Raw genomic sequence first — 24,241 nt, 5'->3', positions numbered from 1 at the left:
ATAATTGGCACTGGCTTTACAAGCACCCTGTTGAGTTCTCAAAGAACAACCACACACCGACCAGAAGCCCCACCACAGTGGAACCCCAACCGGGGTATTTCCCGCTCTCGCACCCGGCGCTTTCAGCGCCAGGCACTTTTACTACGTTACCCGCTCGTTTCCGCCGTGTCAAACCGATATTTCGCGGTTCGTCATTGCTTCACCCGATAATGCGGGCACCATGTCGCAACCGGCTTGCGCCGCTCTCGTCATGGATTCGGTAGGCCGGCCGTCGCAGTTTCCCGCGACCCGCCCGGTGCCCTACCGGTTCGTAACCATACCCGGTCGGTTTCGCCGCGCCAAATCCGCCTCGCGGCGTTTCTGGTGGCACCTCCCGGTTGGGGCTCCGGTAGGCGTGCCCACCCGACCCCCAGGCCGTTGACCTGCGCTCCGGCCGTTTTCGGCTTTCGCCTGTTTCGTCCGTTCCGCGCTGGCAGAGAGAAAGTTACGCGTCCGGCGGGATGATCGTCAAATCCGCCGGACGCGTCCCCCGTCACATCGTCGACAGGTGGCTATTCGCCCAGCTCAACGCCCGCGAACGAACGCTTCCCCCGGCGCAGCACCAGGTATCGCCCATGCAGCAGATCGGCCGGCGACACCTCGGCGTCCACAGCGGTCACCCGGTTGTTGTTGACGTAGGCCCCGCCTTCGGCGATCACCCGCCGAGCCTCCTTGAGGCCACTCACCAGACCGGAGTCCCGCAGCAGACCCGCCACATCCGGCAATTCGCCGGTGAGGCGTACGAGACCCGCCTCGGTCAGGGCGGCGCGCAGGGTCTCCGGCGCCAGCTCGTCCAACGATCCGCGGCCGAAGAGCGCCTGGCTGGCGGCGATCGCCTGTCGGGTCTCGTCGGCACCGTGCACCAGGGTGGTCAGCTCCTCGGCGAGCGCCCGCTGCGCCAACCGGGCAGCCGGTCGTTCGGCGGTCGCCTTCGCCAGCTCCTCCAACTCGTCACGGGTCCGGAAGCTGAAGTACCGCAGGTAGCGGTCGACCTCCTGGTCCTCGACGTTGAGCCAGAACTGGTAGAACGCGTACGGGCTGGTCATCGTGGGGTCGAGCCAAACGGCGCCCCCCTCGCTCTTGCCGAACTTCGTGCCGTCGGCCTTGGTGACGAGGGGCGTCGTGAACGCCTGCACCGGCCCCGCGCCGCGTCGGCGGACGTAGTCGACGCCGGCGGTGATGTTGCCCCACTGGTCGGAGCCACCGAACTGGAGCTGACAGCCATGCCGGCGGTGCAGTTCGAAGAAGTCGTTGCCCTGAAGCAGCTGGTAGCTGAACTCGGTGAAGCTGATGCCGGTCTCCAGCCGGGCCCGCACCACCTCCCGCGCGAGCATCTTGTTCACCGGGAAGTGTTTGCCCACGTCGCGGAGGAACTCGACGATCGACATCTCGCCGGTCCAGTCCAGGTTGTTGACCAACTGGGCCGCGTTGTCCCCGGTGTACGACACGAACGGCGCCAGCTGGTCACGGATGCGCTCGACCCAGCCGGCGATCACCTCGGGCGGGTTGAGGGTCCGCTCGGCGCTCTCCTTCGGATCACCGATCTGCCCTGTCGCCCCGCCGACCAGCAGCAACGGGCGGTGGCCGGCGAGTTGCAGCCGGCGGGCCGTGGTGACCTGCATGAGGTTGCCGACGTGCAGGCTCGGGGCGGTGGGGTCGAAGCCCACGTAATAGGTGGCGGCCGTCCCGCCGTCGAGCAGCTCGCGCAGCTCGTCGAGGCCTGTCGAGTCCTGTATCAGGCCACGCCAGAGCAGGTCGTCGGTCAGGGAGTCCCGCCCGGGCGGCGGAGGGCTGCTGTCGGTCACGGTCACCGATTCTCCCCCATCGCCGGCATCGACCCGTACCGGGTTTGGCGCAACCCGCCCCGGCTAGGCTTGCGCCCCGTTGATCGAGGAGGGCTTTGCCATGGAGATTCCGGATCTGACGGGCGGTTTCGTTGCCCTGCTCGGCCTCACGTTCGAGGAGGCCAGCGCCGATCGGGTGGTCATCAGCTGGCAGGTCCGCCCGGAGCTGCACCAGCCGTTCGGCATCCAGCATGGCGGGGTGTACTGCTCGGTCGTGGAGACCGCGGCCAGCGTGGGCGGCTCCCTTTGGCTGGCCGACCGGGGCACTGTGGTCGGGGTGTCGAACCAGACCGACTTCCTGCGGGCCGTCCGGGACGGCGAGCTGAGGGCGGTCGGCACTCCCGTGCACCGGGGCCGCAGCCAGCAGCTGTGGCAGGTGGAGATCACCGACGCCGACGAGCGGCTGGTGGCCCGTGGTCAGGTCCGGCTACAGAACCTCTCGCCCGCCTGAGCGACGGCACTCGTCGGACGGGTCAGCTACGCGCCTCGTCCAGCACCGGCTCCGCGGCCTGGTCGGTGTCGGCGTCGCCGTCGGCTTCGTCGGGTACGCGGCTGACCCGTACCTCGGTGATCGCCCGGTGGTCGATGCCGGCCACCACCAGCACCCAACCGTCCAGCGTGACGTCCTCTCCGGCGACGGTGGGGATGTGCCCGAGCCGGGCCAGCACCAGCCCGGCGACTGTGGTGTAGTCACCAGCTGGGCGCGACGGCAGCTCCACGCCGATGTCCGGGAGGTCGTGCACCGGGAAGGTGCCGGGCAGCAGCAGAGCGCCGTCGGGGTCGCGGCGTACCGAGCGCACATCCCGGTCGGTCTCGTCGTAGATCTCGCCGACGATCTCCTCCAGGATGTCCTCCAGCGTCACGATGCCGTCGACGGCGCCGCGCTCGTCCACGACGAGCGCGATGTGCTGACGCTCGGCCTTGAACTGGCGCAGCGCTTCCACCACCGGTAGCGAGTCGGGCAGCAGCATGGGCGGTCGGGCGATCTCGTCGACCGGGCGGTCGTCGGGCACGCCGACCAGGTCACGCAGGTGGATCACTCCGGCCGTGTCGTCCAGGCCGCCGTGGCGCACGACCGGAGCCCGGGAGTGCCCGGTGGCGGCCAGCACGAGTCGCGCGGCCTCCGCTGTGGTCCCGCTGTCGAGCGTGAAGACCTGCAACCGGGGTACGAGGACAGCCCGCAACCGACGGTCGGCGATCTCCACGGCACCCGCGATGATGGTGCGCTGCTCCTTGGTGAAGCCGTGGTTGCCGGCGACGATGTCGCGCAGCTCGTCCGGGCCGATCTCCTCCGGCTCGTGTTTGGGGTTGAGCCCGACCAGGCGGACCACCACGTCGCTGGTGGCGCCGAGCGCCCAGACGGCCGGCCGGGTGATGCTGGCGAGCAGGTCGAGCGGGCGGGCCACCAGCAGCGCCCAGCGCTCGGCGGACTGCATGGCGATCCGCTTGGGCGCCAGCTCGCCGAAGACCAGGGTGACGAAGGTCAGCGCGAGGGTGACCGCCACGATCGCCACCGTCTCGGCGGCACCGCCGAACACCCCGAGCAGCGGCACCAGGGGTTTTGCCAGCGAGACCGCAGCGGCGGCGGAGGCCAGAAAACCAGCGAGGGTGATGCCGATCTGGATGGTGGCCAGGAAGCGGTTCGGGTCCTTGGCGAGCCGGGCCAGCACCCGCCCGGCCCGGCTGGTGCGCTCCAGCCGCTGGATCTGGCTGTCTCGCAGCGACACCAAAGCCATCTCGCTGCCCGCGAAGAGCGCGTTGATCACGACCAGGACTCCGACCAGGGCCAGTTGGCTCCCGTAGCTCTGCACGCCCGGTTCGCTCCCTCGTGGTGGTGGCACCGGCCGCTACGCGCGGCACCCGCCGGTCGGCGAGCCCGCCCGGCGTAGGCGTGTCTTTGCCCCGTCCGGCGCCGGACGAATCCTGCCTGGGCGAGGCTACGCCGAATCGGGCGACGGTGACGCTAGGCCGAATCGGGCGACGTGACGCAACGCCGGCTGGAGCGACGGTGAGTCAGGCCGACCGGGGCGCCGGTGAACCCGGCAGGTCGAGGACGTACGAGTCGCCGTCCCGGCGGAAGCCGAGCCGGTGGTAGTAGGGGGCCACCATCCGGGGCGGGCTGACCACCCGGTGGAAGCCCCTTTCGGTGAACAGGTGGCTGCGCCGGTAGACGAACTCGCCCGGGGTGAAGTCGCGGAACTTCGGGGTCACGTAGTCCAGGTCGATCTGGGCGACGCCTGGCGCCTCGGCGTGCGACAGGACCACGCCGACCACCTCGTCGGCCGTGACCACGAGGAACGCCGAGCGCCCCGACGCGGCCGGGTCCCAGTGGAAGCCGGGGTTGAACCGGGCGATGTCGGCGGAGTGCACCCGCAGCGTGTGCGCGAGGAACTGGTCCCCGACGCCGACCTCCACCACCTGGTAGGTCTTCTCGTCGTGCCGGGTGGCGAGCATTCCGCGCAGGTACCAGATGTTGATCACCGCGAGCACGACGTTGAGCCCGACGCCGGGCCAGACCTCGATGGCGGCGTTGTAGCCGATCAGCACGAAGCAGCCGACGAGGTTGAGCGCCCGCAACCGCAGGATGCGCGACTGCAGCAGCGACCAGACCAGCACCGCGGAGCCGGCCCAGCCGACGAGATCCAACCAGTTCACGCCGCGAGACTAGTGCCCGCCCAGGTCAGGGCCGTCGGCGGGCAGCTCCAGCAGCCACTCCTCCATGTCTTCGCCGCGGCCGTTGGCGTACCCCGAGTCTTCGCCGACCACCACGAACCCGCACTTGCGGAGCACCGCGAGGGAAGCGGCGTTGTCCTTGGCGGCGCGGGCGTGCACCGGCCTGGGCAGCTCGCGCAGCAGGGCGGCCAGGGCCGCCGTGGCGTGGCCCCGACCCCAGCGCGCCCTGTCGATCCAGTAGCTGACCTCGGTCTGCCCCTCGGCCGGCCAGGCGCTCACGTAGCCGACCACCTCGCCGTCGACCTCGGCGGTGCGGACCAGGTTCGCCGGGTTGGTGAGCACCCGGGCCCAGTGTGCGGCGAACTCCCGACGGTCGGACGGGTCCTTGGGGCCGAAGGCGGCCATCCGGTTGGCCTCCGGGTCCTGCTGGTGCAGGAAGAACTCGACGAGGTCGTCCTCACGGACCGGGCGCAGCAGCAGATCGGAGGTCATCGGCCGAGGGTACGCAACGGGGGCGCTGAGTCAGCCGGCGACGGCGACGACCGCCAGCACGGCGGCGCCCACTGAACTCGCCACCGACAGCAGTCGACGCCACGGCACCCGCGCGTCGACCACCGGCAGGGCGCGCCACCGGGTCGCCGCCAGGGCCACCCCCGCCGCCGACAGGCCGGCGCCGAGCGGCCACAGCCAGGCCGGCACCATCGACCAGTCCCCCATCCGGTGCCCCAGCCCGAGATAGGCGAACGCCCAGACCGCCGCCGCCAGCAGCGTCACCTGGTCCAGTTGGCGACGGCGGGCGGCGCCGAGCAGGGAGAGGCCGCCGAGGAAGGTGAGGACGACCGCGAGGCCGGCGCCGATCCACGGCAGCACCATCGACGTCGCCGAGTCGGCCTCCTTCGGCGGCACCCCGAGCAGCCGCAGCCCGATCGGCTCGACGCCCTTGTCGGTGTTGCCGAGCACCACCACCGCCCGGCCGGTCGCCCGTTCGAGGCCGACGTAGGACCGGAACCCGCCGGTAGCGCCGTTGTGCCAGACCACCTCGCGATCGCCGTGCCGGGTGGTGAACCAGCCGTACCCGACGTGGGTGTCGTCGTCCTCGCGGAAGCGGGCGGTGGCGGCGTCGGCACCCGGTGCGGTGCCGGCGAGGGTCGCGGCGAGCAGCAGGCCGAGGTCCTCGGCCGTCGACCAGGGGCCGGCGCCGGCCGGCGCGTAACCGGCTCCCGCCCACGGGTCGAGCGGTCGGCCGCCGGCCCGGCTGCCCTGGGCGCGATCGGCCGGCAGGTCGTCGTCGCGGGTGGCGACGACGGTGGCCGTCATGCCGAGCGGCCGTAGCAGCCGGTCGTGCAGCAGCTCGGGGTACGCGACGCCGGCCTTCGCGGCGAGCGCGTGGCCGAGCACCGACGGCCCGAGGTTGGAGTAGTGGACCTCGCCGCGCTCGTCGTCGTCGGTGCTGACCCGGTCGGTGGCGCTGCGGATGGCGTCGACGCCCTGCCCGGCGTAGGGGTTTCCGCCGGAGACGTTGGACCAGAGGATGCGTGCCCACCCCAGCGGGGAGCCGGGGGCGAGCCGGGGCAGGCCGGCGCGGTGGCTGGCGAGTTCGGCGAGTGTGACGTCGTGGGTGGGGCCGGTGACCTCGGGCCAGGTGGCGCCGAGCCGGTCGTCGGGGCCGACGACACCGGCGGCGACCTGGTCGGCGAGGAGCATGCCGGTGAGCGCCTTGGTGACCGAGCCGATCTCGAACGGGGTGCCCGGTTCCACGGATCTACCGGCGAGGTCCCGGTCACCCAGTCCGGCGGTGCGGATCCGGCCGTTCTCGACCAGGGCGACGGCGAGCCCGCGGAGCCCCGACGGGTCGGGCGTGGCCGAGCGTGCGGCAGCGGCCAGGTCGCGATCGCCGGTGGTCTGCCCGCCGAGTCGGGGCACCCGGGGCATCAACGCGACCCCGGCCAGGCCGGCGATCAGCGCGACGACGAGGACGGTGACTGTCGTCCGACGCATTGTGGTTCCTCCGTGGGGTCGTCGGATGGGCATCAGAGCCGCGTCTGGTCAGCGGCCGGCGGCGGTGAGGATGGCGAGCAGCGGCACCACGCGTTCGGCGGGGACCTCGTACCGGCCTCGGCCGGCGCTGCGCAGCCAACCGGCGGCGGTGATCTGGCGCAGGTGGTGGTGCAGTTGGCCGGTGGTGCCCAACTCCTCGATCTCGGCCAGCTCGCCGGTGCTCTGCCGGCCGCCGAGGATCTCCCGCAGCAGCCGCAGCCGCACCGGGTGAGCCAACGCGGAGAGGGTGCTGGGCAGCTCCTCCCAGTCGGCGGCGAGCAGGTCGTCGACGGTGCGGCCGTACTGCCAGTCGTAGTGCTGGCCGGCGACGCGGACGGTGCCGGTGTAGAGCACCGCGCCCGACCCGTCGGCTGGAAGGCGCTGCTTGAGGCCGTCGAGCGCCCAGAAGGTGCCCTCGGGCGCGGGTGGTGGTGGCGCGGCGGCGAGCCGTTCGCTCAGCGCGGCAACCTGTGCCTCCAGCGCGGCGAGTCGATCTTCCACGGTGTCCATACGACGATACTACGCACATACGTAGTTACGTGGAAGTGCGAACCGACAGGCCGCCGAGACCGGCGCGTCCGGCCCTTCCGGCGCGCGGGGCGGTCGACAATGACCTGACCGACCCAGGGAGCGCAGATGAACCGACCTGTCGTGGTGGGCGTGGACGGATCGCCGTCCAGCCTTGTCGCCGCCGAACACGCGGCGCGGGCCGCCGTGCTCCGCTCCCGGCCGCTGCTCCTGGTGCACGGCTACCTGCATACGTCCGGCTACGGCGTGCCGCTCAACCCGTACGACCTCGGGGTGCCGGCGCCCTCCGAGGAGGCGCAGCAGATGTTGGAGCGCACGGCGGCCGAGCTGACGGGCCGGTGGCCCGGCCTCGACGTCGAGGTGCGTCAGGTCCTCGGCGGCCCGGGGGCCACCATGATCGAGGAGTCCCGCCGGGCGGAGCTGGTCGTGGTGGGCAGCCGTGGCCTGGGCGGGTTCACCGGGCTGCTGCTCGGCTCGGTCGGCGCGCAGGTGGCCGCGCACGCGCACTGCCCGGTGCTGGTGGTCCGCCCGGACGAGCAGCCGATCCCGGTGGACGGCCCGGTGCTGGTGGGCGTGGACGGGTCCGAGTCGTCCCGGCTCGCCGTGGGCCTGGGCGCCGACGAGGCGGCGCTGCGGGACGTGCCGCTGGTGCTGGTGCACGTCGGTCCTCCGGACGGGGACCGGACGGTGCCGGAGGAGATCGAGGAGACGCAGGCCGCGTACCAGGCGGAGGCGGTGCGACTCCTGGCCGACGCCTCCGCCGTGGTGCGCGCCGACCACCCCGACCTGGTGGTGCGGGAACATCCGGTCCGGGCAGCCGGCGCGGCCCAGGGGCTCATCGAGGCCAGCGGCACTGCGTCGCTGCTGGTCGTGGGCACCCGGGGCCGGGCCGGGTTCGCCGGTCTGCTGCTCGGATCGGTCGGTCAGGCGGCGATCCAGCACGCGCACTGCCCGGTGCTGGTCGCTCACCCGGTCAGCTGACCGGCGCGCCGCCGTCGCCTCGGCCGAGCATCTGCAGGAAGTCGGTGGTGAGGGCGAACGGGTCGGCCGGCCCGGTGGCCGGTGGTCGGCGCTCGATCTGGTCGGTCAACTCCCCCGCGGCACGCCGGATCCGAGCGCGCAACGCGCCATCGGCGGTGCCGTCGGACCAGTCCTCCGGGGCGGCGAAGACCGCTGTCGGGACGACCACCGACCGAAGGTAGGCGAACATCGGGCGGACGGCGTGCTCCAGTGCCAACGAGTGCCGGGCGGTGCCGCCGGTCGCGCCGATCAGCACCGGCCGGTCGACCAGCGACTCGGAATCCAGCACGTCGAAGAAGGACTTGAACAGCCCGTTGTACGAGGCGCTGAAGATCGGGGTGACGGCGATGAGCCCGTCCGCCCCGGTCACCGTGTCGATGACCTCGCGCAGCGCCGCCGGCGCGAACCCGGTGAGCATGTTGTTCACCACGTCGTGGGCGTACTCGCGCAGGTCGACGACGTGCAGCTCCACTTCGGAGCCGCGCCGGACCAACTCGTCGCGGGTGGCCGCGACGAGCTGGTCGGCGAGCAGCCGGGTCGACGAGGGCTGGCTCAGCCCCGCCGAGACGACGGCCAGGGTGCGGCGGGTCATCGGGTCGCCCCCTCCGGCGCCTTGCCCGTGACGTCGTCGACGGCGTGCACGGTGCTGTCCTTGGCACCGCCCGCGGCGGCGACCAGCGAGGCGTGCGTCGGCGCCGCCGGCACGTGCGCCGGACGCAGCGCGGCGAACTCCTTGCGCAGCACCGGCACGACCTCCTCGCCGAGCAGGTCGAGCTGCTCCAGCACGGTCTTCAACGGCAGCCCGGCGTGGTCCATCAGGAACAGCTGCCGCTGGTAGTCACCGACGTACTCACGGAAACCGAGCGTGCGGTCGATGACCTGCTGCGGGCTGCCCACGGTCAGCGGGGTCTCCCGGGTGAACTCCTCCAGCGACGGCCCGTGCCCGTAGACCGGGGCGTTGTCGAAGTAGGGCCGGAACTCCCGGACCGCGTCCTGCGAGTTGCGCCGCATGAACACCTGCCCGCCGAGGCCGACGATGGCCTGGTCGGCGGAGCCGTGGCCGTAGTGCGCGTACCGCTGGCGGTAGAGCGCGACCATCCGCTGGGTGTGCTCCTTGGGCCAGAAGATGTGGTTGGCGAAGAAGCCGTCGCCGTAGTACGCGGCCTGCTCGGCGATCTCCGGGCTGCGGATCGAGCCGTGCCAGACGAACGGGGGCACGCCGTCGAGCGGGCGCGGCGTCGAGGTGAACGACTGCAACGGGGTGCGGTACTTGCCCTTCCAGTCGACCACGTCCTCGCGCCACAGCCGGTGCAGCAGGTCGTAGTTCTCGATGGCCAGGGGGATGCCGGCGCGGATGTCCTTGCCGAACCACGGGTAGACCGGGCCGGTGTTGCCGCGGCCCATCATCAGGTCCACCCGGCCGTCGGACAGGTGCTGGAGCATCGCGTAGTCCTCGGCGATCTTCACCGGGTCGTTTGTGGTGATCAGCGTGGTGGCGGTGGACAGCAGCAGGCGCTCGGTGCGCGCCGCGATGTAGCCGAGCATGGTGGTCGGTGACGACGGCACGAAGGGCGGGTTGTGGTGCTCGCCGGTGGCGAAGACGTCCAGACCGACCTCCTCGGCCTTCAACGCGATCGCGACCATCGCCTTGATCCGCTCATGCTCGGTCGGCTCCCGACCGGTGGTCGGATCGACAGTGACGTCACCGACGGTGAAGATTCCGAACTGCATGACCAGCTCCTCGCGTGTCAACCGGGTGCCGTCGTGGTACCCGGACGCAGCTCTCAACTTATTTGACGACGCAACTATTCCGACGGCGGGACGCCCCACAGTGGCGCCGATCACGCATATAACCGGACACCGGGTCGGGAATCCCCCCTCTGTCGGCCCGGTCAGCCGCCCGCCACCGAGGGGAGCACCTGCACCTCCGCGCCGTCCTTGACCGGCGTGGCCAGACCGCCGGCGTGGCGGCAGTCTTCCCCGTCGACGAAGACGTTGACGTAACGGCGCAGCTCGCCGCGCTCGTCACGGATGCGCCGGGCCAGCCGGGGGTGCGCGACGGCCATCTCGTCGAGGACCGCCCGTAGCGTCCCGGTGGCGGTGACGCTCAGCCGACTCGCGCCGCCGGCCTCGCCACGCAGCGGGCCGGGCAGCAACACGGTGACCACGCTCAGACCTCCGCTGCGCGAACACAGAGCACGTCGGGCAGGTGCGCCGCGACAGTCGACCAGGAGTCGCCCTCGTCGCGGCTGGCGAAGACCGAGCCGGAGCGGGTGCCGAAGTAGACCCCACCGGGGGTGGCGCCGTCGGCGCACATCGCGTCGCGCAACACCGCCGGATAGAACGGGCCCTCAGGCAGCCCGACCGACAGCGGCTCCCACTTGCCGCCGGCGTCGGCGGAGCGGAACACCCGGCAGCGGTGGTCGGTCGGGAACCGCTCGCCGTCGGCCACCAACGGGAACGTCCACACCACGCCGCCGCGCCCCGGGTGGGCCACCATCGGGAAGCCGAAGTCGCTGGGCAGCCCCTCGGCGATCGAGGTCCAGGTGCGGCCGTCGTCGTCGGAGCGGTAGACGCCGTGATGGTTCTGCGCGTACAGCCGCTCGGGGTTGCCGGCGTCCCGGGCGACCTTGTGCACGCACTGGCCGAACTCCGGCCACTCGTCGGGCATGAAGTAGGCGCGGATGCCGGTGTTGCCCGGTGCCCAGCTCGCCCCGGCGTCCTCCGAGCGGTAGACCCCACCGGTGGACATGGCGACCAGCAGCCGAGCCGGGTCACGCGGGTGGGGCAGCACGGTGTGCACGGCCTGACCACCGAAACCGGCCTCCCACTGCGGGCGGTGCGGGTGGTCCCAGAGGGAACGGACCAGCTCGAAGCTGCGGCCACCGTCGGTGGACTTGAACAGTGCCGAGGGCTCGGTGCCGGCCCAGATGACGTCCGGCTCGTCAGGGCCGGCAGGCATCAGCTGCCAGACCCGCCCGAGGGAGACGCCGGTGTCGGCCGGAAACGCGACAGGCGCCTCGTCGGGCTCGTCCCAGGAAGCGCCGAGGTCGTCGCTGGTGGCGACGCTGGGGCCGAAGTGTGAGCTGGTCATGCCGGCGAGCAGCCGTGGGGTGGAACGACGGGTGTCGACAGCGACCGCGTAGACACCGGTCATCGGGAAGTGCGGACCGGTGATCTCCCAACTGCGCCGGTCGTCGGTGCTGGTGGCGAGGAACAACCCCTTGGCCGTGCCGATCGCGAGCAGTGTTGCCATGACGTCCTCCGAACCGTCGGTGAGCAGGTCCGGTGATTATGGCCACACCCCCCGACAGAGTCCGCCGACCACACGCCGGACGGCGCGCTCAGCGCAGGCGCGGCACGTGCCGGCGGTAGGCGCTGACCGTGGGGTCGGCGTCCAGCCAGAACCGCCAGGGCAGATCGTGGGCGCCGGTCACGCCGACCCGGGGACCCGCCACCACCGTCTCCGGCGGCACCGGCCGGGCCGGAGGGCGCAGGCGGACCGGGCCGTCGCCGAGCAGGTACGCCCCGTACGCCTCGCGGTCGATGCCGAGCGCGGAACAGAGCCGTGCGGGCCCGCGGGCCAGGTCCACGTCCCGCCGGATGGCCGGCCGGCGCTCCCGTGCCGTGGTCAGCCCGTCGACCACCTCGCCGGCGCGCAGCAGCACGGCGGAGGCCTCTCCCTCGGCCCCGGTGACCACGTTCATGCACCAGTGCATGCCGTAGGTGAAGTAGACGTAGGCGTACCCGGCGGGGCCGAACATCACGGCGTTGCGCGGGGTGCGGCCCCGGTGGGCGTGCGAGGCGGGATCGCCGCCACTTCCCGCGTACGCCTCGACCTCGGTGATCCGGACGGTGACCCCGCCGGCGTACAGCCGGCAGCCCAGCAGCCCGCGCGCCGCCGGCAGCAGTGCACCGGCGAGCAGGTCCGCCAGCACCGCCAGGTCGGCGTCGGTGCCGCGATCACCGGACGACAGGGCCATGTCTCCGACGGTACCCATCCCGGTTCCCCGGCATCCGGCCGGGCGCACCGACCACCAAGCGCCGGACCGAACAAGACTCCCGTCGCACATCGGACAGCCGGCCGAACAGTGAAACCGGACCGTCGGCTCGGGAGTGTTCCCGATGTCGTCGCAGGGAGCGACGACATCACGGGAGGAAGTCACCATGACCGTACGAAGCATCCGACGACCACTGATCGCCACCGGCCTGGTCGCGGCAGCCGCGACACTGGCCTTCACCCCGTCGGCCAGCGCGAGCGTCCCGCTGCGGGCCGCGGCGCAGGCCGACAACGCGGCGCTGCCCACGATCGCGGTCGGCGCAACGGGCAAGATCGAGGCGAACGGCGCGGCGGCGATCGTGCCGGTCACCGTCACCTGCTCGAAGGCCCTCGAGTTCGACGTCACGGTCAAGGTCGCGCAGGCGGTCGGCCAGACGATGCGCGCGGGCACGACGGTTCGGAGGGTCACCTGCGCGGAGGGCACCCAGCAGGTGCGGATCGCGGTGGTTCCGGTCGAGCGTCCGTTCGCAGCGGGCGTCGCGTTCGGTGTGGTGACCGCGAGCCCCTGTGACCCGTACTGCACGCCCATCTTCGACGAGCGCAAGTTCAACCTGGCGCTCTGAGAGATCGCCTGGCGGCACGGCATCGCCCGTGCCGCCAGGCTTAAACAATCTGTTGACAATCAGACGTTCATACGGTGTGCTCGGGGTATGACGACCGAGGACATCTTCACCGCGCCGGACCCGGGCCGGGCCCGCGCCCACCGCACCCACGAGGCGTTACAGCGGATCAGCGAGCGGCACGCCGGCACCGACACGCGGCGGGGCCGGTGGGCCCACCCGTACGTGCTCGACCCGTGGGAGGCGGTAGCCCTGGTCACCGCGCTGGCCGCCGGCGGGGCCGAGCACGAACCCGCGGAGGAGCCGATCGACGCCGCCGACCTGACCGCCGCGCTGACCCTGCTGCCCCACGTCCGCGCCGAGTTGGACGCCCTCGAGGCCGGCCTGCTGACGCTGGCCCGCGACCGGGGGCTGACCTGGCAGGCGATCGCGTACGGGCTGGGGTTGGGCAGCGCGCAGGCGGCCCGGCAGCGCTACGAGCGGGTTGCCGCCCGCTCGGCCGAGCAGACCCCCTGACGACAAGCGCTCGCCCGTGTGCGAGCGCGAGCGGGCCGGGCGGATCGGCACGCCGCGCTTGCGACGGCGTCCGGGCGGGCACACTGTGCGCACGACGAGGAGGCACCCATGGAGCGCGCGGAGATGCTGGCGTACTGCCTGGCCAAGCCGGGAGCGTGGCTGGACCAGCCGTGGGAGGGCGACGAGGTGGTGAAGGTGGGCGGCCGGATCTTCGCGTTCCTCGGCAGCGACAGCGGCAAGCCGACGGTCGGCATCAAGTGCGGGGCGACCCGGGAGGTGGCCGACGAGTGGCTGCACCGCCACCCCGGCGACGCCAGCGTGATGCCCTACATCGGCCGGTCCGGGTGGAACACGCTGCGCCTGGACGGCGGGATCGACGACGAGGAGCTGACCGAGGCGGTCGACTCGTCGTACGACATGGTGGTGGCCAAGCTCCCCAAGCGGGAGCGCCCGACGGCCTGAACCGCCGCGGCGCCGGCGGCCAGCGCCGACGCCACGGCACAGCTCAGCGGGGAACGACCCGCTCGGAAGCCCACTCCCGCCAGCTGGCCAGCCGGTCCGCCGCATCGGCGAGCTGGTCGGCGACCGGGCCGGGGCCGGTGGAACCGGGCGTCGTCCGGGCGGCGAGAGCCGAACGGACCGAGAGCACGTCGCGCACCGACGGGTCGAGGTGCCCGCTGATCGCGGCCAGGTCCTCGTCGGAGACGTCGTTGAGCTCGCACTCCCGAGCCGCGCAGAGCGCCACCAGCTGGCCGGTGATCTCGTGCGCGTCGCGGAACGGCACGTTGCGTCGGACCAGCCAGTCGGCGACCTCGGTGGCGAGGGAGAAGCCGACCGGGGCGGCGGCGACGAGGCGGTCCACCCGCACCGTCATCGTGGAGATCATTCCCGCCAGGGCCGGAAGCAGCAGTTCCAGGGTGTCGACCGCGTCGAAGGCCGGCTCCTTGTCCTCCTGCATGTCCCGGTCGTAGGTCATCGGCAGGCCCTTGAGCATGGTGAGCACTGTCATCAGACCACCGACCAGACGCCCGGACTTGCCCCGGGCCAGCTCGGCGATGTCCGCGTTCTTCTTCTGCGGCATGATCGACGAGCCGGTGGCGAAGGAGTCGTCCAGCTCCACCCAGCCGAACTCGTGCGAGGTCCAGAGCACCACCTCCTCGCCGAGCCGGGACAGGTGCACCCCGATCAGGGCGGTGGTGAAGAGGAACTCGGCGACGAAGTCCCGGTCGGCGACGGCGTCCATGGAGTTGGCGAACGACGTACGGAAGCCCAGCTCCTTGGCCACCGCCACCGGGTCAAGTGGGAGCCCGGAACCGGCCAGTGCGCCCGCGCCGAGCGGGCTGATCGCCGCCCGGTGGTCCCAGTCGCGCAGCCGCTCAAGGTCGCGCAACAGCGGCTGCACGTGGGCGAGCAGCCAGTGCCCGAAGGTGACCGGCTGGGCGTGCTGGAGGTGGGTCATACCCGGCGCGGCGGTGTCGATGTGCCGCTCGGCCTGCTCGACCAGCGCCTCCGCCAACTCGACCAGGCGGCTGGCCACGCCCCGGGCGTGGTCGCGCAGGTAGAGCCGCAGGTCGGTGGCGACCTGGTCGTTGCGGGACCGGCCGGCGCGCAGCTTGCCACCGAGGCTGCCGAGACGCTCCAGCAGGCCGCGCTCCAGCGCGGTGTGCACGTCCTCGTCGTCGATGGTGGGGCGGAACGTTCCGGAGGCGCACGCGGCCTCCAGGTCGTCCAGCGCGGCCAGCATCCGGCCCAGTTCCTCCGGATCGAGCAGGCCGGCGCCGGCCAGGACCCGGGCGTGCGCCCGGGAACCGGCGATGTCGTACGGGGCCAGGCGCCAGTCGAACTGCACGCTCACCGACAGTCGGGCGAGCGCCTCGGCGGGGCCGCCCGCGAACCGGCCACCCCAGAGGCTCGTCCGGTTGGTGGCGGCGCTGTTCTCGGTCAGGCTCTTGTCGTCCACGTCGCCCATCATTGCGTTGGTTGCCTCTCGCTCGCGACTGCGGGGCCCGCTCGTCGCGCCTGCTCGGTCTTCGCGCTCACACGTGTCACTGTCCGTCACCGCCCAACCGGCCCGCCGGAGTACGCGAGCACGATCCGCTCGGTCATGACGTGGTGTTCCCTTCAGCGGTGTCGTCCCGGCGGGCCCAGCCGGCGAGCTTGTCTCCGAGCGCGGCCCCGCCGACGGCCTCACGGGCCACGACGAGGATGGTGTCGTCCCCGGCGATGGTGCCGACGATCTCGGGCAGGCCCGCCCTGTCCAACGCGCTGGCCAGGTACTGGGCTGCGCCCGGCGGTGTCCGCAGCACGGCGATGTTGCCGCTGGAGTCGACCCCGTTGAGCAGCTCGCGCAGCAGCCGTACCAGCCGGGCCGGCGCGGCCTCGGCGTCGCGCAACGGTCGCTGCCCGTCCTCGGGGATCAGGTAGACGGCCGGACCGTCGCCGCCGCGCACCTTGACCGCGCCCAGCTCCTCCAGGTCCCGCGAGAGGGTGGCCTGGGTGACGCCGACCCCGTCGGCGGCGAGCAGGTCGGCCAGCTCGGTCTGCGACCGGATCGACCGGTCGCGGATCAGCTCCACGATCCGGGCGTGCCGGGCCGCGCGAGTGAGCGGCGCGGTCATCGCGGCCCTCCGGTGGCGGCATCGCCGGTCGCGGGGCCTCCCGTCGCGGTTCCCAGCAGGAACGTCAGCAGCGCCTTCTGCACGTGCAGCCGGTTCTCCGCCTGGTCGAAGACCGCGCTCTGCGCGCCGTCGAGCACCTCGTCGGTGATCTCCTCACCACGGTGTGCGGGCAGGCAGTGCAGCACTATCGCGTCCGGTGCGGCCTGACCGAGCAGTTCCTTGTTGACCTGGTACGGCAGGAACGGGGTGATCCGGTCCAACCCGTCGGACTCCTGCCCCATCGACGTCCAGGTGTCGGTGGCCAACACGTCGGCGTCGCGTACCGCCTGGGCCGGGTCGGTCAGCACCCGCACCGACCCGCCGGTCTCCGCGGCGATCTGGGCGGCCCGTTCCACAACGGCCGCGTCCGGCGCGAACCCGGCCGGGCCGGCGATCCGCACGTGCATCCCGGCGGTCGCCCCGGCCAGCAGGTACGACTGCGCCATGTTGTTCGCGCCGTCCCCCACGTACGCCAGGGTCCGTCCGGCCGTGCCACCGCACCGCTCCCGGATGGTGAGCAGGTCGGCCAGCAGCTGGCACGGGTGAAAACCGTCGGTGAGCGCGTTGACCACCGGCACCGTCGCGCCCGCCGCCACCTCGGCGATCCGCTCGTCACCGTGGGTCCGCAGCACGATCGCCGCGACGTAGCGGGACAGCACCCGCCCCGCGTCGGCGAGCGACTCTCCGCGACCGAAGTGGGTGACCTGCGTGTCCACGACGAGGGGGTGCCCGCCCAGCTCGGCGATGCCGGCGTCGAACGAGATCCTGGTCCGCAGGCTCTGCTTGTCGAAGAGCACCGCCACCGAGCGGGGGCCGACCAGCGGCCGGTGGCCGAACCGGTCCGCCTTCATCCGCGCCGCCAGGTCGAGGACCGCTGACTGTTCGGCCGGCGAGAGGTCGTCGTCGCGCAGGAAGTGCCGGGTCATCGAGTCGTTCCCGTCGTGGTGGTCACTGTGGCTGGCGTGGTCTGCGCACCGGCGGCGGCCGGGGCGGTCACGTCCAGTGCGGCGGGCAGCGCCGCCAGGAAGGTGTCCGCCTGGGCGGCGGTGAGGATCAGCGGCGGGGCCAGCCGGATCACACCCGGCTGCACCGGATTGACCAGGAATCCGGCTTCCCGCAGGGCCTCGGCCAGCACCGACGACACCGGCGCGGTGAGCGCCACGCCGAGCAGCAGACCGGCGCCGCGTACCTCACCGATCAGCGGGTGGCCCAGCGCCTCGATGCCGCGACGCAGCCGCTCACCGACCCGCTTGACGTTGTCGAGCAGGCCCTCGTTGGCGATGGTCGCCACCACGGCGAGCGCCGCCGCGCAACTGACCGGGTTGCCGCCGAACGTGGTGCCGTGCGAGCCGGGGGTGAGCAGGTCCGCGGCGGGGCCGAAGGCCAGCGTCGCGCCGATGGGCAGCCCGCCACCCAACCCCTTGGCCAGGGTGACCACGTCCGGCTCCACACCCTCGGCCTGGTGCGCGAACCAGTGCCCGGTGCGCCCGATGCCGGTCTGCACCTCGTCGAGGACCAGCAGCGCGCCGTGCCGGGCGGTGATCCGCCGGGCCGCGGCGAGGTAGCCGGCCGGCGGAACGAGGACGCCGTTCTCACCCTGGATCGGTTCCAGGATCACCATGGCGGTGGCCTCGGAGACAGCCGCGTCGAGGGCGGCGACATCGCCGTAGTCGACGTGGGTCACCTCGCCGGGCAGCGGTCGGAACGGGTCGGCCTTGGCCGGTTGGCCGGTGAGCGCGAGGGCACCCATGGTGCGGCCGTGGAAGCCACCCCTGGTGGCCACCACCTGGGTGCGGCCGGTGCGCCGGGAGAGCTTGAACGCCGCCTCGTTCGCCTCCGCGCCCGAGTTGGCGAAGAACACCCGGCCCGGTCGGCCGGCGAGCGCCAACAGCAGCTCGGCGAGGGCGACCGGCGGCTCGGCCACATAGAGATTGGAGACGTGCCCAAGGGTCGCGACCTGCTTCGACACCGCCGCCACCACCGCCGGGTGGGCGTGACCGAGGGCGTTGACAGCGATGCCACCCACCAGGTCCAGGTATTCCCGGCCGGCGTCGTCGACCACGACGGCACCGTGACCGGAGACCAACGCCATCGGCGGCGTGCCGTAGTTGTCCATCATGGACTGCTTCCACCGCTGCGCCAACGTGCTCATGTCGCGTCCGTCCCGTCTCCCGGCACTACCATCGTTCCGAACCCTTCCGAGGTGAACACCTCAAGCAACGTGGAGTGCGCCACCCGGCCGTCGACGACGTGCGCGGCTGGCACTCCACCACGCACCGCTCGCAGGCAGGCCTCCATCTTCGGCACCATCCCCGACTCCAGGCTGGGCAGCAGCTTGGCCAGGTCGTCCGCGGCGATCTCGGAGACCAGGCTGGTGGTGTCCGGCCAGTCCGCGTACAGGCCGGCCACGTCGGTGAGCACGACCAGCTTGCGGGCCCGCAACGCGATGGCCAGCGCCGCGGCGGCGGTGTCCGCGTTGAGGTTGTGCAGCACACCCTCCACGTCCGGTGCCACAGTGGAGATCACCGGAATCCGACCGGCCTCGATCAGGTCGGTCACCGCTGACACGTCGACCGACTCGACGTCGCCGACCTGGCCCACGTCGACCGGCACCCCGTCCACGTACGCCGGACGCCGCACCGCTGTGAACAGCCGGGCGTCCTCGCCGGAGAGGCCGACGGCGTACGGACCGTGCGAGTTGATCAGACCCACCAGCTCCCGGCCCACCTGACCGACCAGCACCATCCGGACCACGTCCATCGCCTCGGCGGTGGTCACCCGCAGACCGCCCCGGAACTCGCTGGCGATGCCGAGGCGACCCAGCATGGCGGAGATCTGCGGACCACCACCGTGCACCACCACGGGCTTCAGGCCGGCGTAACGCAGGAAGACCATGTCGGCGGCGAACGCCCGCTGCAACTCCGGATCGGTCATCGCGTTGCCGCCGTACTTGACCACGACGGTCGAGCCGGTGAAGCGTGCCAACCAGGGCAGCGCCTCGATCAACGTCTCCGCCTTGACCTGGGCGCGAGCCAAATCGCTGCTGAGACTCACAGTGCCGGCCTTTCGTTAGCGACTGCGGGACTCCGCTGCGCTGCGTTCCTCGCGCTCACGTCGCCGGCCTTTCGTTCGCGACTGCGGGACTCCGCTGCGCTGCGTTCCTCGCGCTCACGTCGAGTACGCCGAGTTCTCGTGCACGTACGCGTGGGACAGGTCGTTGGTCCAGATCGTGGCGGCCGACGTACCCGCGTGCAGGTCGATCCGGATGGTCACGTCCCGCCCGGTCAGGTCGACCTTCGAGCGGTCCTCGGCGGCGGCGCCGCCCCGGCACACCCATACCCCGTTGACCGCCACGTCCACCTCGTCCGGCTCGAACGCGGCGGCGGTGGTGCCGACGGCGGCGAGGATCCGACCCCAGTTCGGGTCGTTGCCGAACAAAGCCGTCTTGACCAGGTTGTTGCGGGCCACCGTACGGCCGACCTCGACCGCCTCGTCCTCGTCCGCCGCGCCGACCACGTCGATGGCGATCTGCTTGGTGGCGCCCTCGGCGTCGGCCACCAACTGCTGGGCCAGGTCGTGACAGGCCGCGGTGACGGCGGCGGCCAGCTCGGCCGGCGTCGGCTCGATGCCGCTCGCGCCGCTGGCCAGCAGCAGCACCGTGTCGTTGGTGGACATGCAGCCGTCGGAGTCGACCCGGTCGAAGGTGACCCTGGTGGCCGCGCGCAACGCCTCGTCCAGCGTCGCCGGCCCGGCCACCGCGTCGGTTGTCAACACGCAGAGCATGGTGGCCATCCCGGGCGCGAGCATCCCCGCGCCCTTGGCCATGCCGCCGACAGTCCAGCCGCTCCCCCGGGCCACAGTGGTCTTCGGCCGGGTGTCCGTGGTCATGATCGCCTCGGCGGCGGCCGGGCCACCGTCGCGGGACAGCCCACGGATCGCCGATCGGACGCCCGGCAGCAGCTTCGGCATCGGCAACCGCTCACCGATCAGGCCGGTCGAGCAGACCGCGACCTCACCGGCACCGAGGATCAACCGTGGGCTGACCGAGGTCAACACGGCGGCGGTGTGCTCGGCGGTGGCGTGCGTGTCCTGGAAACCGGCCGGGCCGGTGCAGGCGTTGGCGCCACCGGAGTTGAGCACCACGGCGCGGACCACACCGCCCTGCACGACCTGCTGGCTCCAGAGCACCGGCGCGGCCTTGACCCGGTTGGTGGTGAAGACACCGGCCACGCCGGCGTCCGGACCGTCGTTGACCACCAGGGCGACGTCCGCGCCGCCGCTGGCCTTGAGGCCGGCGGCCACACCGGCCGCCCGGAACCCCCGAGGGGTGGTGACGCTCAAGGGGTGACTCCCCAGATCGACAGGCCCGTCGTCTCCGGCAGCCCGAGCATCAGGTTGGCGTTCTGGACGGCCTGACCGGCCGCGCCCTTGCCCAGGTTGTCCAACGCGCTCAGCACGATCAGACGACCCGAGTCGACGTCGACGGTGGCCTGGAGGTGACACGAGTTGGAGCCCAGGGTGGCGGCGGTGTGCGGCCAACGGCCCTCCGGCAGCACGTGCACGAACGGCGCGTCCGCGTACGCCCGCGCCAGCACCTCCTGCGGGTCGACTCCGCGCGCCGGCACCGCGGTGACGGTGGCCAGGATGCCGCGCGGCATCGGCGCCAGGACCGGGGTGAGCGACAGGCCGGTCGCGCCCGTGGCCTGCTTGATCTCCGGTACGTGCTGGTGGGTGCCCACCCGGTACGGCGACAGGTCGCCCATCACCTCGCTGGCCAACAGGTGCGGCTTGGTCGCCCGGCCGGCGCCGGAGGTGCCGGAGGCGGCGACCACCACCACGTCGGCGGGGTTGGCCGCGCCGTCGGCGATCAGCGGCGCGAGCGCCAGGGTGATCGCTGCGGCGTAGCAGCCGGTGTTCGCCACCCGGGTGGAGCCGGCGATCAGCTCCCGCTGACCGGGCAGCTCGGGCAGGCCGTAGGTCCACTGCCCGGCGTGCGTGCCGCCGTAGTACTGCGCCCAGGCGTACGGGTCGGCCAGCCGGTGGTCGGCACCAAGGTCGACGATTCGCACCTCGGCCGGAAGCTGGGCCGCGAGAGCCGCCGACTGGCCGTGCGGCAGGGCCAGGAAGACCAGGTCCGCATCGGCAAGGGTCGCCGGATCGGTCTCGCCGAGCACCAGGTCGAGCCCGGTGAGCTGCGGGTGCACCACGTCGACGCGATGCCCGGCCTGGCTGTGCGCGGTGGCGGCGACCAGGTCGAACTCCGGGTGCCCGGCGATGAGGCGCAGCAGCTCGCCCCCGGCGTACCCGCTCGCTCCGGCGACCGCGACTCGGATCCCCATACTCACCTCCGCATGACTATGCAGCGAAGATTAACAAGGACGACTCACGAGTGCAAGTTCATGCAGCGTAGTGCATGGTAATGAGTAGATCGACTGCATGGCAATGTGCTCCCAGCCCAGCGATCATGCTTCTGGCTCCCCGGGCCGCGGAGAGCCGGTCTCAGTCATTCGGTAGGAGCGGGTGTGTCGGGCCGGCCAGCCAAGGAATCGATCGAACATGTCACTGGCGCACCCGGTAGTGGTCGGGTTGAGCTTGTGTAGGTCGTCGATGGCGTCGTGGAGCAGACTGGCCAGGTAGAGGAACAGGCTGACCGGGTTGCCGTCGTACTCGGTGACGAGAGCGAGCTTCGCCCGCCCACAGGGCCAGGGTTGGCCGCAGGCACGGCAGAGCCAAATTGGGCGCAGCGCGATGTGCTCTCGGGGCCGGTCTCGCTCCTGGGCGCTCACTTCTTTCCCCACTCAGTCGGTCGGGTTTGAAATGGCAGCGGAACGGGCGGGAGCCCACGTAGGCGCCACACCTTGCACAGCGGCTTCTGCTCTCACCCGTTCCGGCCATGCGTCTACACAAGTCCCGGCGGTCGCCGGTGCCCAGCGCGGCAAGGGCGCAGAACTGGCGCATCCCCATTGCGTCATACGGCTTGAGCTGGATGAATGGACCATGACGGATGGCGGCCAAGGGAGGCGGGCGGCACGTGGCGGACAGGCGTCGGCACCGGCTTGCACAGCGCCGCAAGACAATCGGGCTGAGCCAGGAACGCCTCGCCGAAGCCCTCGGCGTCGACCGCTCCACCATCGTGCGGTGGGAACGGGCGGAGACAGACCCGCAGCCCTGGCACCGGCCGCGTCTCGCTGCGGCCCTCAAGCTGTCGATCGAGGAACTGGCCGACCTCCTGGCCGACGTCGGCCAGGCACCGTCACCGCCCGACGAGCGTCTCGGCTACGTGCTGCGCAACCCCGGCCGCGTCGACCTGGTCGCTGTGGCGTACCTGAGGGAACGCGTACGGCGCCTCGACGAGCGCTACGACCAGACGCCCTCGACGCTCCTGCTCGCCGAGGCCGGGCAACTACACGGTCAGGCGATCTTCCTTCGCCAGCACGCCAGCAACGGGCCGGTCCAGCGCGAGCTGGCGGCAGCAGTCGCGGAGTCCGCGACGCTGATGGGTCAACTCGTCTGGGACGCCTCGCAACGGCGCGACCACGTCGCCAGCGCCGCCTATTTCGATCAAGCGATCAGCGCATCCCAGGAAACGCGAGACCCAGTCGCCGAGGCCAACGCGTTGCTCCGCAAGAGCTACCTCGCCCTCTACGGCACCAAGCAACCCAACGCCGGCCTGGTCCTGACGACCCGCGCCGCCGCCATCAGCCACAGCGACAGTCACGTCATCGCCGGCCTCGCCCAACTGCATCGAGCTGAGGCACACGCGATGCTCGGTCAGGCCGGGGACTGCTCCAACGCTCTCGGTACCGCTGAAGCTCACTTCGCCGCCGTCGACGCCCGAGATCCAGCCACCGACATCTTCTGTCCCAGCCACTACACGAGGCTCGCGGGCTCCTGCTGGCTCTCGCTCAACAAGCCAGACCAAGCAGTGCCGGCGTTAGAAGACGCCCGACAACTGATTGCCGCACGCCGCAAATCCACCGCCGTCATCCTCGGCAATCTCGCCCTCGCCAGCATCCTGCAACGCGACGTCGACGCCGCAACGTCCTACCTGCATCAGGCCATCGACGTCATCGAGCGGACACGTGCCGGCGGCGGACTCAACCTCGCCTTCGCCGCCGCCCGACAGCTACGCCCCTGGCGCAACGAGCCCGCGGTCCAGGACGTGAACGACCGACTCCTCACACTCATGAGCCCATAGGAGCACCCACGTGACCGACATCGACCGCGCCAAACACGCCGTTCGGCAACACGTATGGGACCTCCTCGAACGTCAAGGTGCCGTCCCACTCGGCGTGCACGGTCACATCCCAAACTTCGTTGGCAAGGAAGAAGCCGCAGCCCACCTCGCGGAGCTGGACATATGGAAGAACGCCCGAGTTATCAAATGCAACCCCGACCGGGCACAGCTTCCCGTCCGGGTACGAGCCCTGCAGGAAGGCAAGCTGCTCTACATGGCGGTCCCGAAACTCGCCACCCCCAAGCCCTTCTATCTACTCGACCCCGCCGACCTCACCGCACCAATCGAGATAGCAGCTACGAGTAGCAGTGCGCCGCAGGTCGCTCCCACCGTGGGACCCGACGAGATGCGCCCGGTGGACCTCATCGTCTGCGGCAGCGTCGCCGTCAGCCGCCAAAGCGGCGTGCGAGTCGGCAAAGGAGCCGGCTACTCCGACCTGGAGATCGCCCTCCTCACTGATGCCGGCCTCGTCACCACCGAGACCGCCATCGCCACCACGATCCACCAGACTCAGCTAATCGAGGATGATCTGCCCGACGCGGAGCATGACTTCAGCGTCGACTTCGTGATCACGCCGAATGAGGTAGTGGCTTGCAGGCCCGACCGGGGACGGCCGTCCGGCATCATCAGATCAAACCTTCGGCAAGATCAGCTCGACAGCATTCCGGTACTGCGCGCCTAGCCACTTGCGCCATAGGACATCAGAAGGCCGCCGTCACCGTGGTGTTTGCTGGCGTGGTCGGGTCACCATCGCCGCCGGAGCGGAGAGGTCCCGGTGAGAACAATTCCGGCGCCGCCCCTGGATGAGCGACGCGAACGACGTGCTCGCGCTACCACCTCTGCCCGTCGAGGACCGGCCCGCTCCGACGAGGTCGACGTCCTGCACTGGAAGACCCGTGAGCTCGTCGAGTGGGCGCACGGACGCCCCTTCGTCGCGGTCGACGATGGCATCCCCCACCCCGGCCGGCAATGGGTATCGACTCATCACCGCGGCCCTGCTACATCGGGTCGACCCAGGCGTCCGCCCACCCAGGGTGTGCCGGAATCCGACAGCTGGAGCACCTTTACGT

Annotated in this window: 26 protein-coding genes; 7 read left to right on the top strand and 19 right to left on the bottom strand. The window is 71.5% G+C overall.

The features are described 5' to 3' along the window. Nucleotides 1-551: 551 nt before the first annotated feature. Entirely contained in the window at nt 552-1,844 is a 1,293-nt protein-coding gene (gene tyrS, locus AB0C20_RS01700; RefSeq protein ID WP_357189796.1) for a tyrosine--tRNA ligase, read from the bottom strand. A gap of 100 nt (nt 1,845-1,944) precedes the next feature. Between tyrS and AB0C20_RS01695 the strand changes: the two genes are divergently transcribed. Next, nucleotides 1,945-2,334: a PaaI family thioesterase gene (locus tag AB0C20_RS01695; RefSeq protein ID WP_354945736.1), complete on the top strand. Its 390-nt coding sequence runs from the start codon at nt 1,945-1,947 to the stop codon at nt 2,332-2,334. Nucleotides 2,335-2,356: 22 nt separating this feature from the next. Here the strand turns inward: AB0C20_RS01695 and AB0C20_RS01690 are convergent, their stop codons facing one another. The 5 genes from AB0C20_RS01690 to AB0C20_RS01670 all read right to left on the bottom strand — a co-directional run bounded on the left by AB0C20_RS01690 (nt 2,357) and on the right by AB0C20_RS01670 (nt 7,103). Continuing rightward, nucleotides 2,357-3,694 carry a hemolysin family protein gene (locus tag AB0C20_RS01690; protein ID WP_357189664.1) on the bottom strand — a complete coding sequence of 446 codons (1,338 nt, stop codon included), beginning with the start codon at nt 3,692-3,694 and terminating at the stop codon, nt 2,357-2,359. 202 nt (nt 3,695-3,896) lie between these two features. Further along, entirely contained in the window at nt 3,897-4,538 is a 642-nt protein-coding gene (locus tag AB0C20_RS01685) for a hypothetical protein (RefSeq protein ID WP_357189666.1), read from the bottom strand. Between the two features lie 9 nt (nt 4,539-4,547). Then, complete coding sequence (locus AB0C20_RS01680; RefSeq protein WP_357189668.1) at nt 4,548-5,048, bottom strand: GNAT family N-acetyltransferase; 501 nt, start codon at nt 5,046-5,048, stop codon at nt 4,548-4,550. A 30-nt stretch (nt 5,049-5,078) separates the two neighbouring features. Further along, nucleotides 5,079-6,554 carry a serine hydrolase domain-containing protein gene (locus AB0C20_RS01675; RefSeq protein WP_357566993.1) on the bottom strand — a complete coding sequence of 492 codons (1,476 nt, stop codon included), beginning with the start codon at nt 6,552-6,554 and terminating at the stop codon, nt 5,079-5,081. Nucleotides 6,555-6,602: 48 nt separating this feature from the next. Further along, nucleotides 6,603-7,103, bottom strand: a complete 501-nt coding sequence (locus AB0C20_RS01670; protein WP_357189672.1) for a helix-turn-helix domain-containing protein — start codon at nt 7,101-7,103, stop codon at nt 6,603-6,605. A 126-nt stretch (nt 7,104-7,229) separates the two neighbouring features. Here AB0C20_RS01670 and AB0C20_RS01665 point away from each other — a divergent pair, with 126 nt between their 5' ends. After that, nucleotides 7,230-8,102, top strand: a complete 873-nt coding sequence (locus tag AB0C20_RS01665; protein ID WP_357189674.1) for a universal stress protein — start codon at nt 7,230-7,232, stop codon at nt 8,100-8,102. Here the strand turns inward: AB0C20_RS01665 and AB0C20_RS01660 are convergent. The 5 genes from AB0C20_RS01660 to AB0C20_RS01640 form a co-directional block, all read right to left on the bottom strand. Then, nucleotides 8,095-8,733 carry an FMN reductase gene (locus AB0C20_RS01660; RefSeq protein ID WP_357189676.1) on the bottom strand — a complete coding sequence of 213 codons (639 nt, stop codon included), beginning with the start codon at nt 8,731-8,733 and terminating at the stop codon, nt 8,095-8,097. The two genes, AB0C20_RS01665 and AB0C20_RS01660, sit on opposite strands and share 8 nt — an antisense overlap. Further along, nucleotides 8,730-9,872, bottom strand: a complete 1,143-nt coding sequence (locus AB0C20_RS01655; RefSeq protein WP_357189678.1) for an LLM class flavin-dependent oxidoreductase — start codon at nt 9,870-9,872, stop codon at nt 8,730-8,732. Before AB0C20_RS01655 ends, AB0C20_RS01660 begins: the two co-directional genes overlap by 4 nt. 161 nt (nt 9,873-10,033) lie before the next feature. Continuing rightward, entirely contained in the window at nt 10,034-10,309 is a 276-nt protein-coding gene (locus AB0C20_RS01650) for a ubiquitin-like small modifier protein 1 (RefSeq protein ID WP_357189680.1), read from the bottom strand. Between the two features lie 2 nt (nt 10,310-10,311). Continuing rightward, the gene (locus tag AB0C20_RS01645) at nt 10,312-11,397 is read right to left on the bottom strand and encodes an exo-alpha-sialidase (RefSeq protein ID WP_357189682.1); all 1,086 of its coding nucleotides are present in this window, start codon (nt 11,395-11,397) and stop codon (nt 10,312-10,314) included. Nucleotides 11,398-11,485: 88 nt separating this feature from the next. Further along, the gene (locus AB0C20_RS01640; RefSeq protein ID WP_357189683.1) at nt 11,486-12,124 is read right to left on the bottom strand and encodes a DNA-3-methyladenine glycosylase; all 639 of its coding nucleotides are present in this window, start codon (nt 12,122-12,124) and stop codon (nt 11,486-11,488) included. A gap of 184 nt (nt 12,125-12,308) precedes the next feature. Between AB0C20_RS01640 and AB0C20_RS01635 the strand changes: the two genes are divergently transcribed. The 3 genes from AB0C20_RS01635 (at nt 12,309) to AB0C20_RS01625 (ending at nt 13,739) form a co-directional block, all read left to right on the top strand. Then, a complete protein-coding gene (locus AB0C20_RS01635; protein WP_357189685.1) occupies nt 12,309-12,764 on the top strand; it encodes a hypothetical protein in 456 nt (151 codons plus the stop codon). Between the two features lie 87 nt (nt 12,765-12,851). After that, on the top strand, nt 12,852-13,277 hold the full coding sequence (locus AB0C20_RS01630) for a DNA-binding protein (RefSeq protein WP_357189687.1): 426 nt from the start codon (nt 12,852-12,854) through the stop codon (nt 13,275-13,277). A gap of 108 nt (nt 13,278-13,385) precedes the next feature. Then, the gene (locus AB0C20_RS01625; protein ID WP_357189689.1) at nt 13,386-13,739 is read left to right on the top strand and encodes an MmcQ/YjbR family DNA-binding protein; all 354 of its coding nucleotides are present in this window, start codon (nt 13,386-13,388) and stop codon (nt 13,737-13,739) included. Between the two features lie 43 nt (nt 13,740-13,782). Here the strand turns inward: AB0C20_RS01625 and argH are convergent, their stop codons facing one another. From argH to AB0C20_RS01585, 8 genes are all read right to left on the bottom strand, one after another. Beyond that, complete coding sequence (gene argH, locus AB0C20_RS01620; protein WP_112668626.1) at nt 13,783-15,246, bottom strand: argininosuccinate lyase; 1,464 nt, start codon at nt 15,244-15,246, stop codon at nt 13,783-13,785. Between the two features lie 133 nt (nt 15,247-15,379). After that, nucleotides 15,380-15,895, bottom strand: coding sequence for an arginine repressor (locus AB0C20_RS01615; protein WP_350855532.1), 516 nt, complete (start codon nt 15,893-15,895; stop codon nt 15,380-15,382). Continuing rightward, nucleotides 15,892-16,860 (bottom strand): ornithine carbamoyltransferase, encoded by a 969-nt coding sequence (argF, locus tag AB0C20_RS01610; protein ID WP_357189692.1) that lies wholly within the window; start codon nt 16,858-16,860, stop codon nt 15,892-15,894. The genes AB0C20_RS01615 and argF overlap by 4 nt, the downstream gene beginning before the upstream one ends. After that, nucleotides 16,857-18,086: an acetylornithine transaminase gene (locus tag AB0C20_RS01605; RefSeq protein ID WP_357189694.1), complete on the bottom strand. Its 1,230-nt coding sequence runs from the start codon at nt 18,084-18,086 to the stop codon at nt 16,857-16,859. Before AB0C20_RS01605 ends, argF begins: the two co-directional genes overlap by 4 nt. Further along, a complete protein-coding gene (argB, locus tag AB0C20_RS01600; RefSeq protein WP_091402003.1) occupies nt 18,083-18,988 on the bottom strand; it encodes an acetylglutamate kinase in 906 nt (301 codons plus the stop codon). The genes AB0C20_RS01605 and argB overlap by 4 nt, the downstream gene beginning before the upstream one ends. A 114-nt stretch (nt 18,989-19,102) precedes the next feature. Continuing rightward, nucleotides 19,103-20,275: a bifunctional glutamate N-acetyltransferase/amino-acid acetyltransferase ArgJ gene (gene argJ / locus AB0C20_RS01595; protein ID WP_357189696.1), complete on the bottom strand. Its 1,173-nt coding sequence runs from the start codon at nt 20,273-20,275 to the stop codon at nt 19,103-19,105. Then, on the bottom strand, nt 20,272-21,273 hold the full coding sequence (gene argC / locus AB0C20_RS01590; RefSeq protein ID WP_357189698.1) for an N-acetyl-gamma-glutamyl-phosphate reductase: 1,002 nt from the start codon (nt 21,271-21,273) through the stop codon (nt 20,272-20,274). Before argC ends, argJ begins: the two co-directional genes overlap by 4 nt. Nucleotides 21,274-21,396: 123 nt before the next feature. After that, complete coding sequence (locus AB0C20_RS01585) at nt 21,397-21,720, bottom strand: hypothetical protein (RefSeq protein ID WP_357189700.1); 324 nt, start codon at nt 21,718-21,720, stop codon at nt 21,397-21,399. Nucleotides 21,721-21,938: 218 nt separating this feature from the next. On the opposite strand from AB0C20_RS01585, the gene AB0C20_RS01580 reads away from it, so the two are divergent. Further along, a complete protein-coding gene (locus AB0C20_RS01580) occupies nt 21,939-23,132 on the top strand; it encodes a helix-turn-helix transcriptional regulator (RefSeq protein WP_357189702.1) in 1,194 nt (397 codons plus the stop codon). A 10-nt stretch (nt 23,133-23,142) separates the two neighbouring features. After that, on the top strand, nt 23,143-23,853 hold the full coding sequence (locus AB0C20_RS01575) for a 5-formyltetrahydrofolate cyclo-ligase (RefSeq protein WP_357189704.1): 711 nt from the start codon (nt 23,143-23,145) through the stop codon (nt 23,851-23,853). The last annotated feature ends 388 nt before the right edge of the window (nt 23,854-24,241 follow it).

It is taken from the genome of Micromonospora sp. NPDC048843, assembly GCF_040649965.1.
GTDB classification, from domain to species: domain Bacteria; phylum Actinomycetota; class Actinomycetes; order Mycobacteriales; family Micromonosporaceae; genus Micromonospora; species Micromonospora hortensis.
Note: the sequence above shows the minus strand (reverse complement) of the source record. Positions and strands in the feature narration are given on the sequence as shown.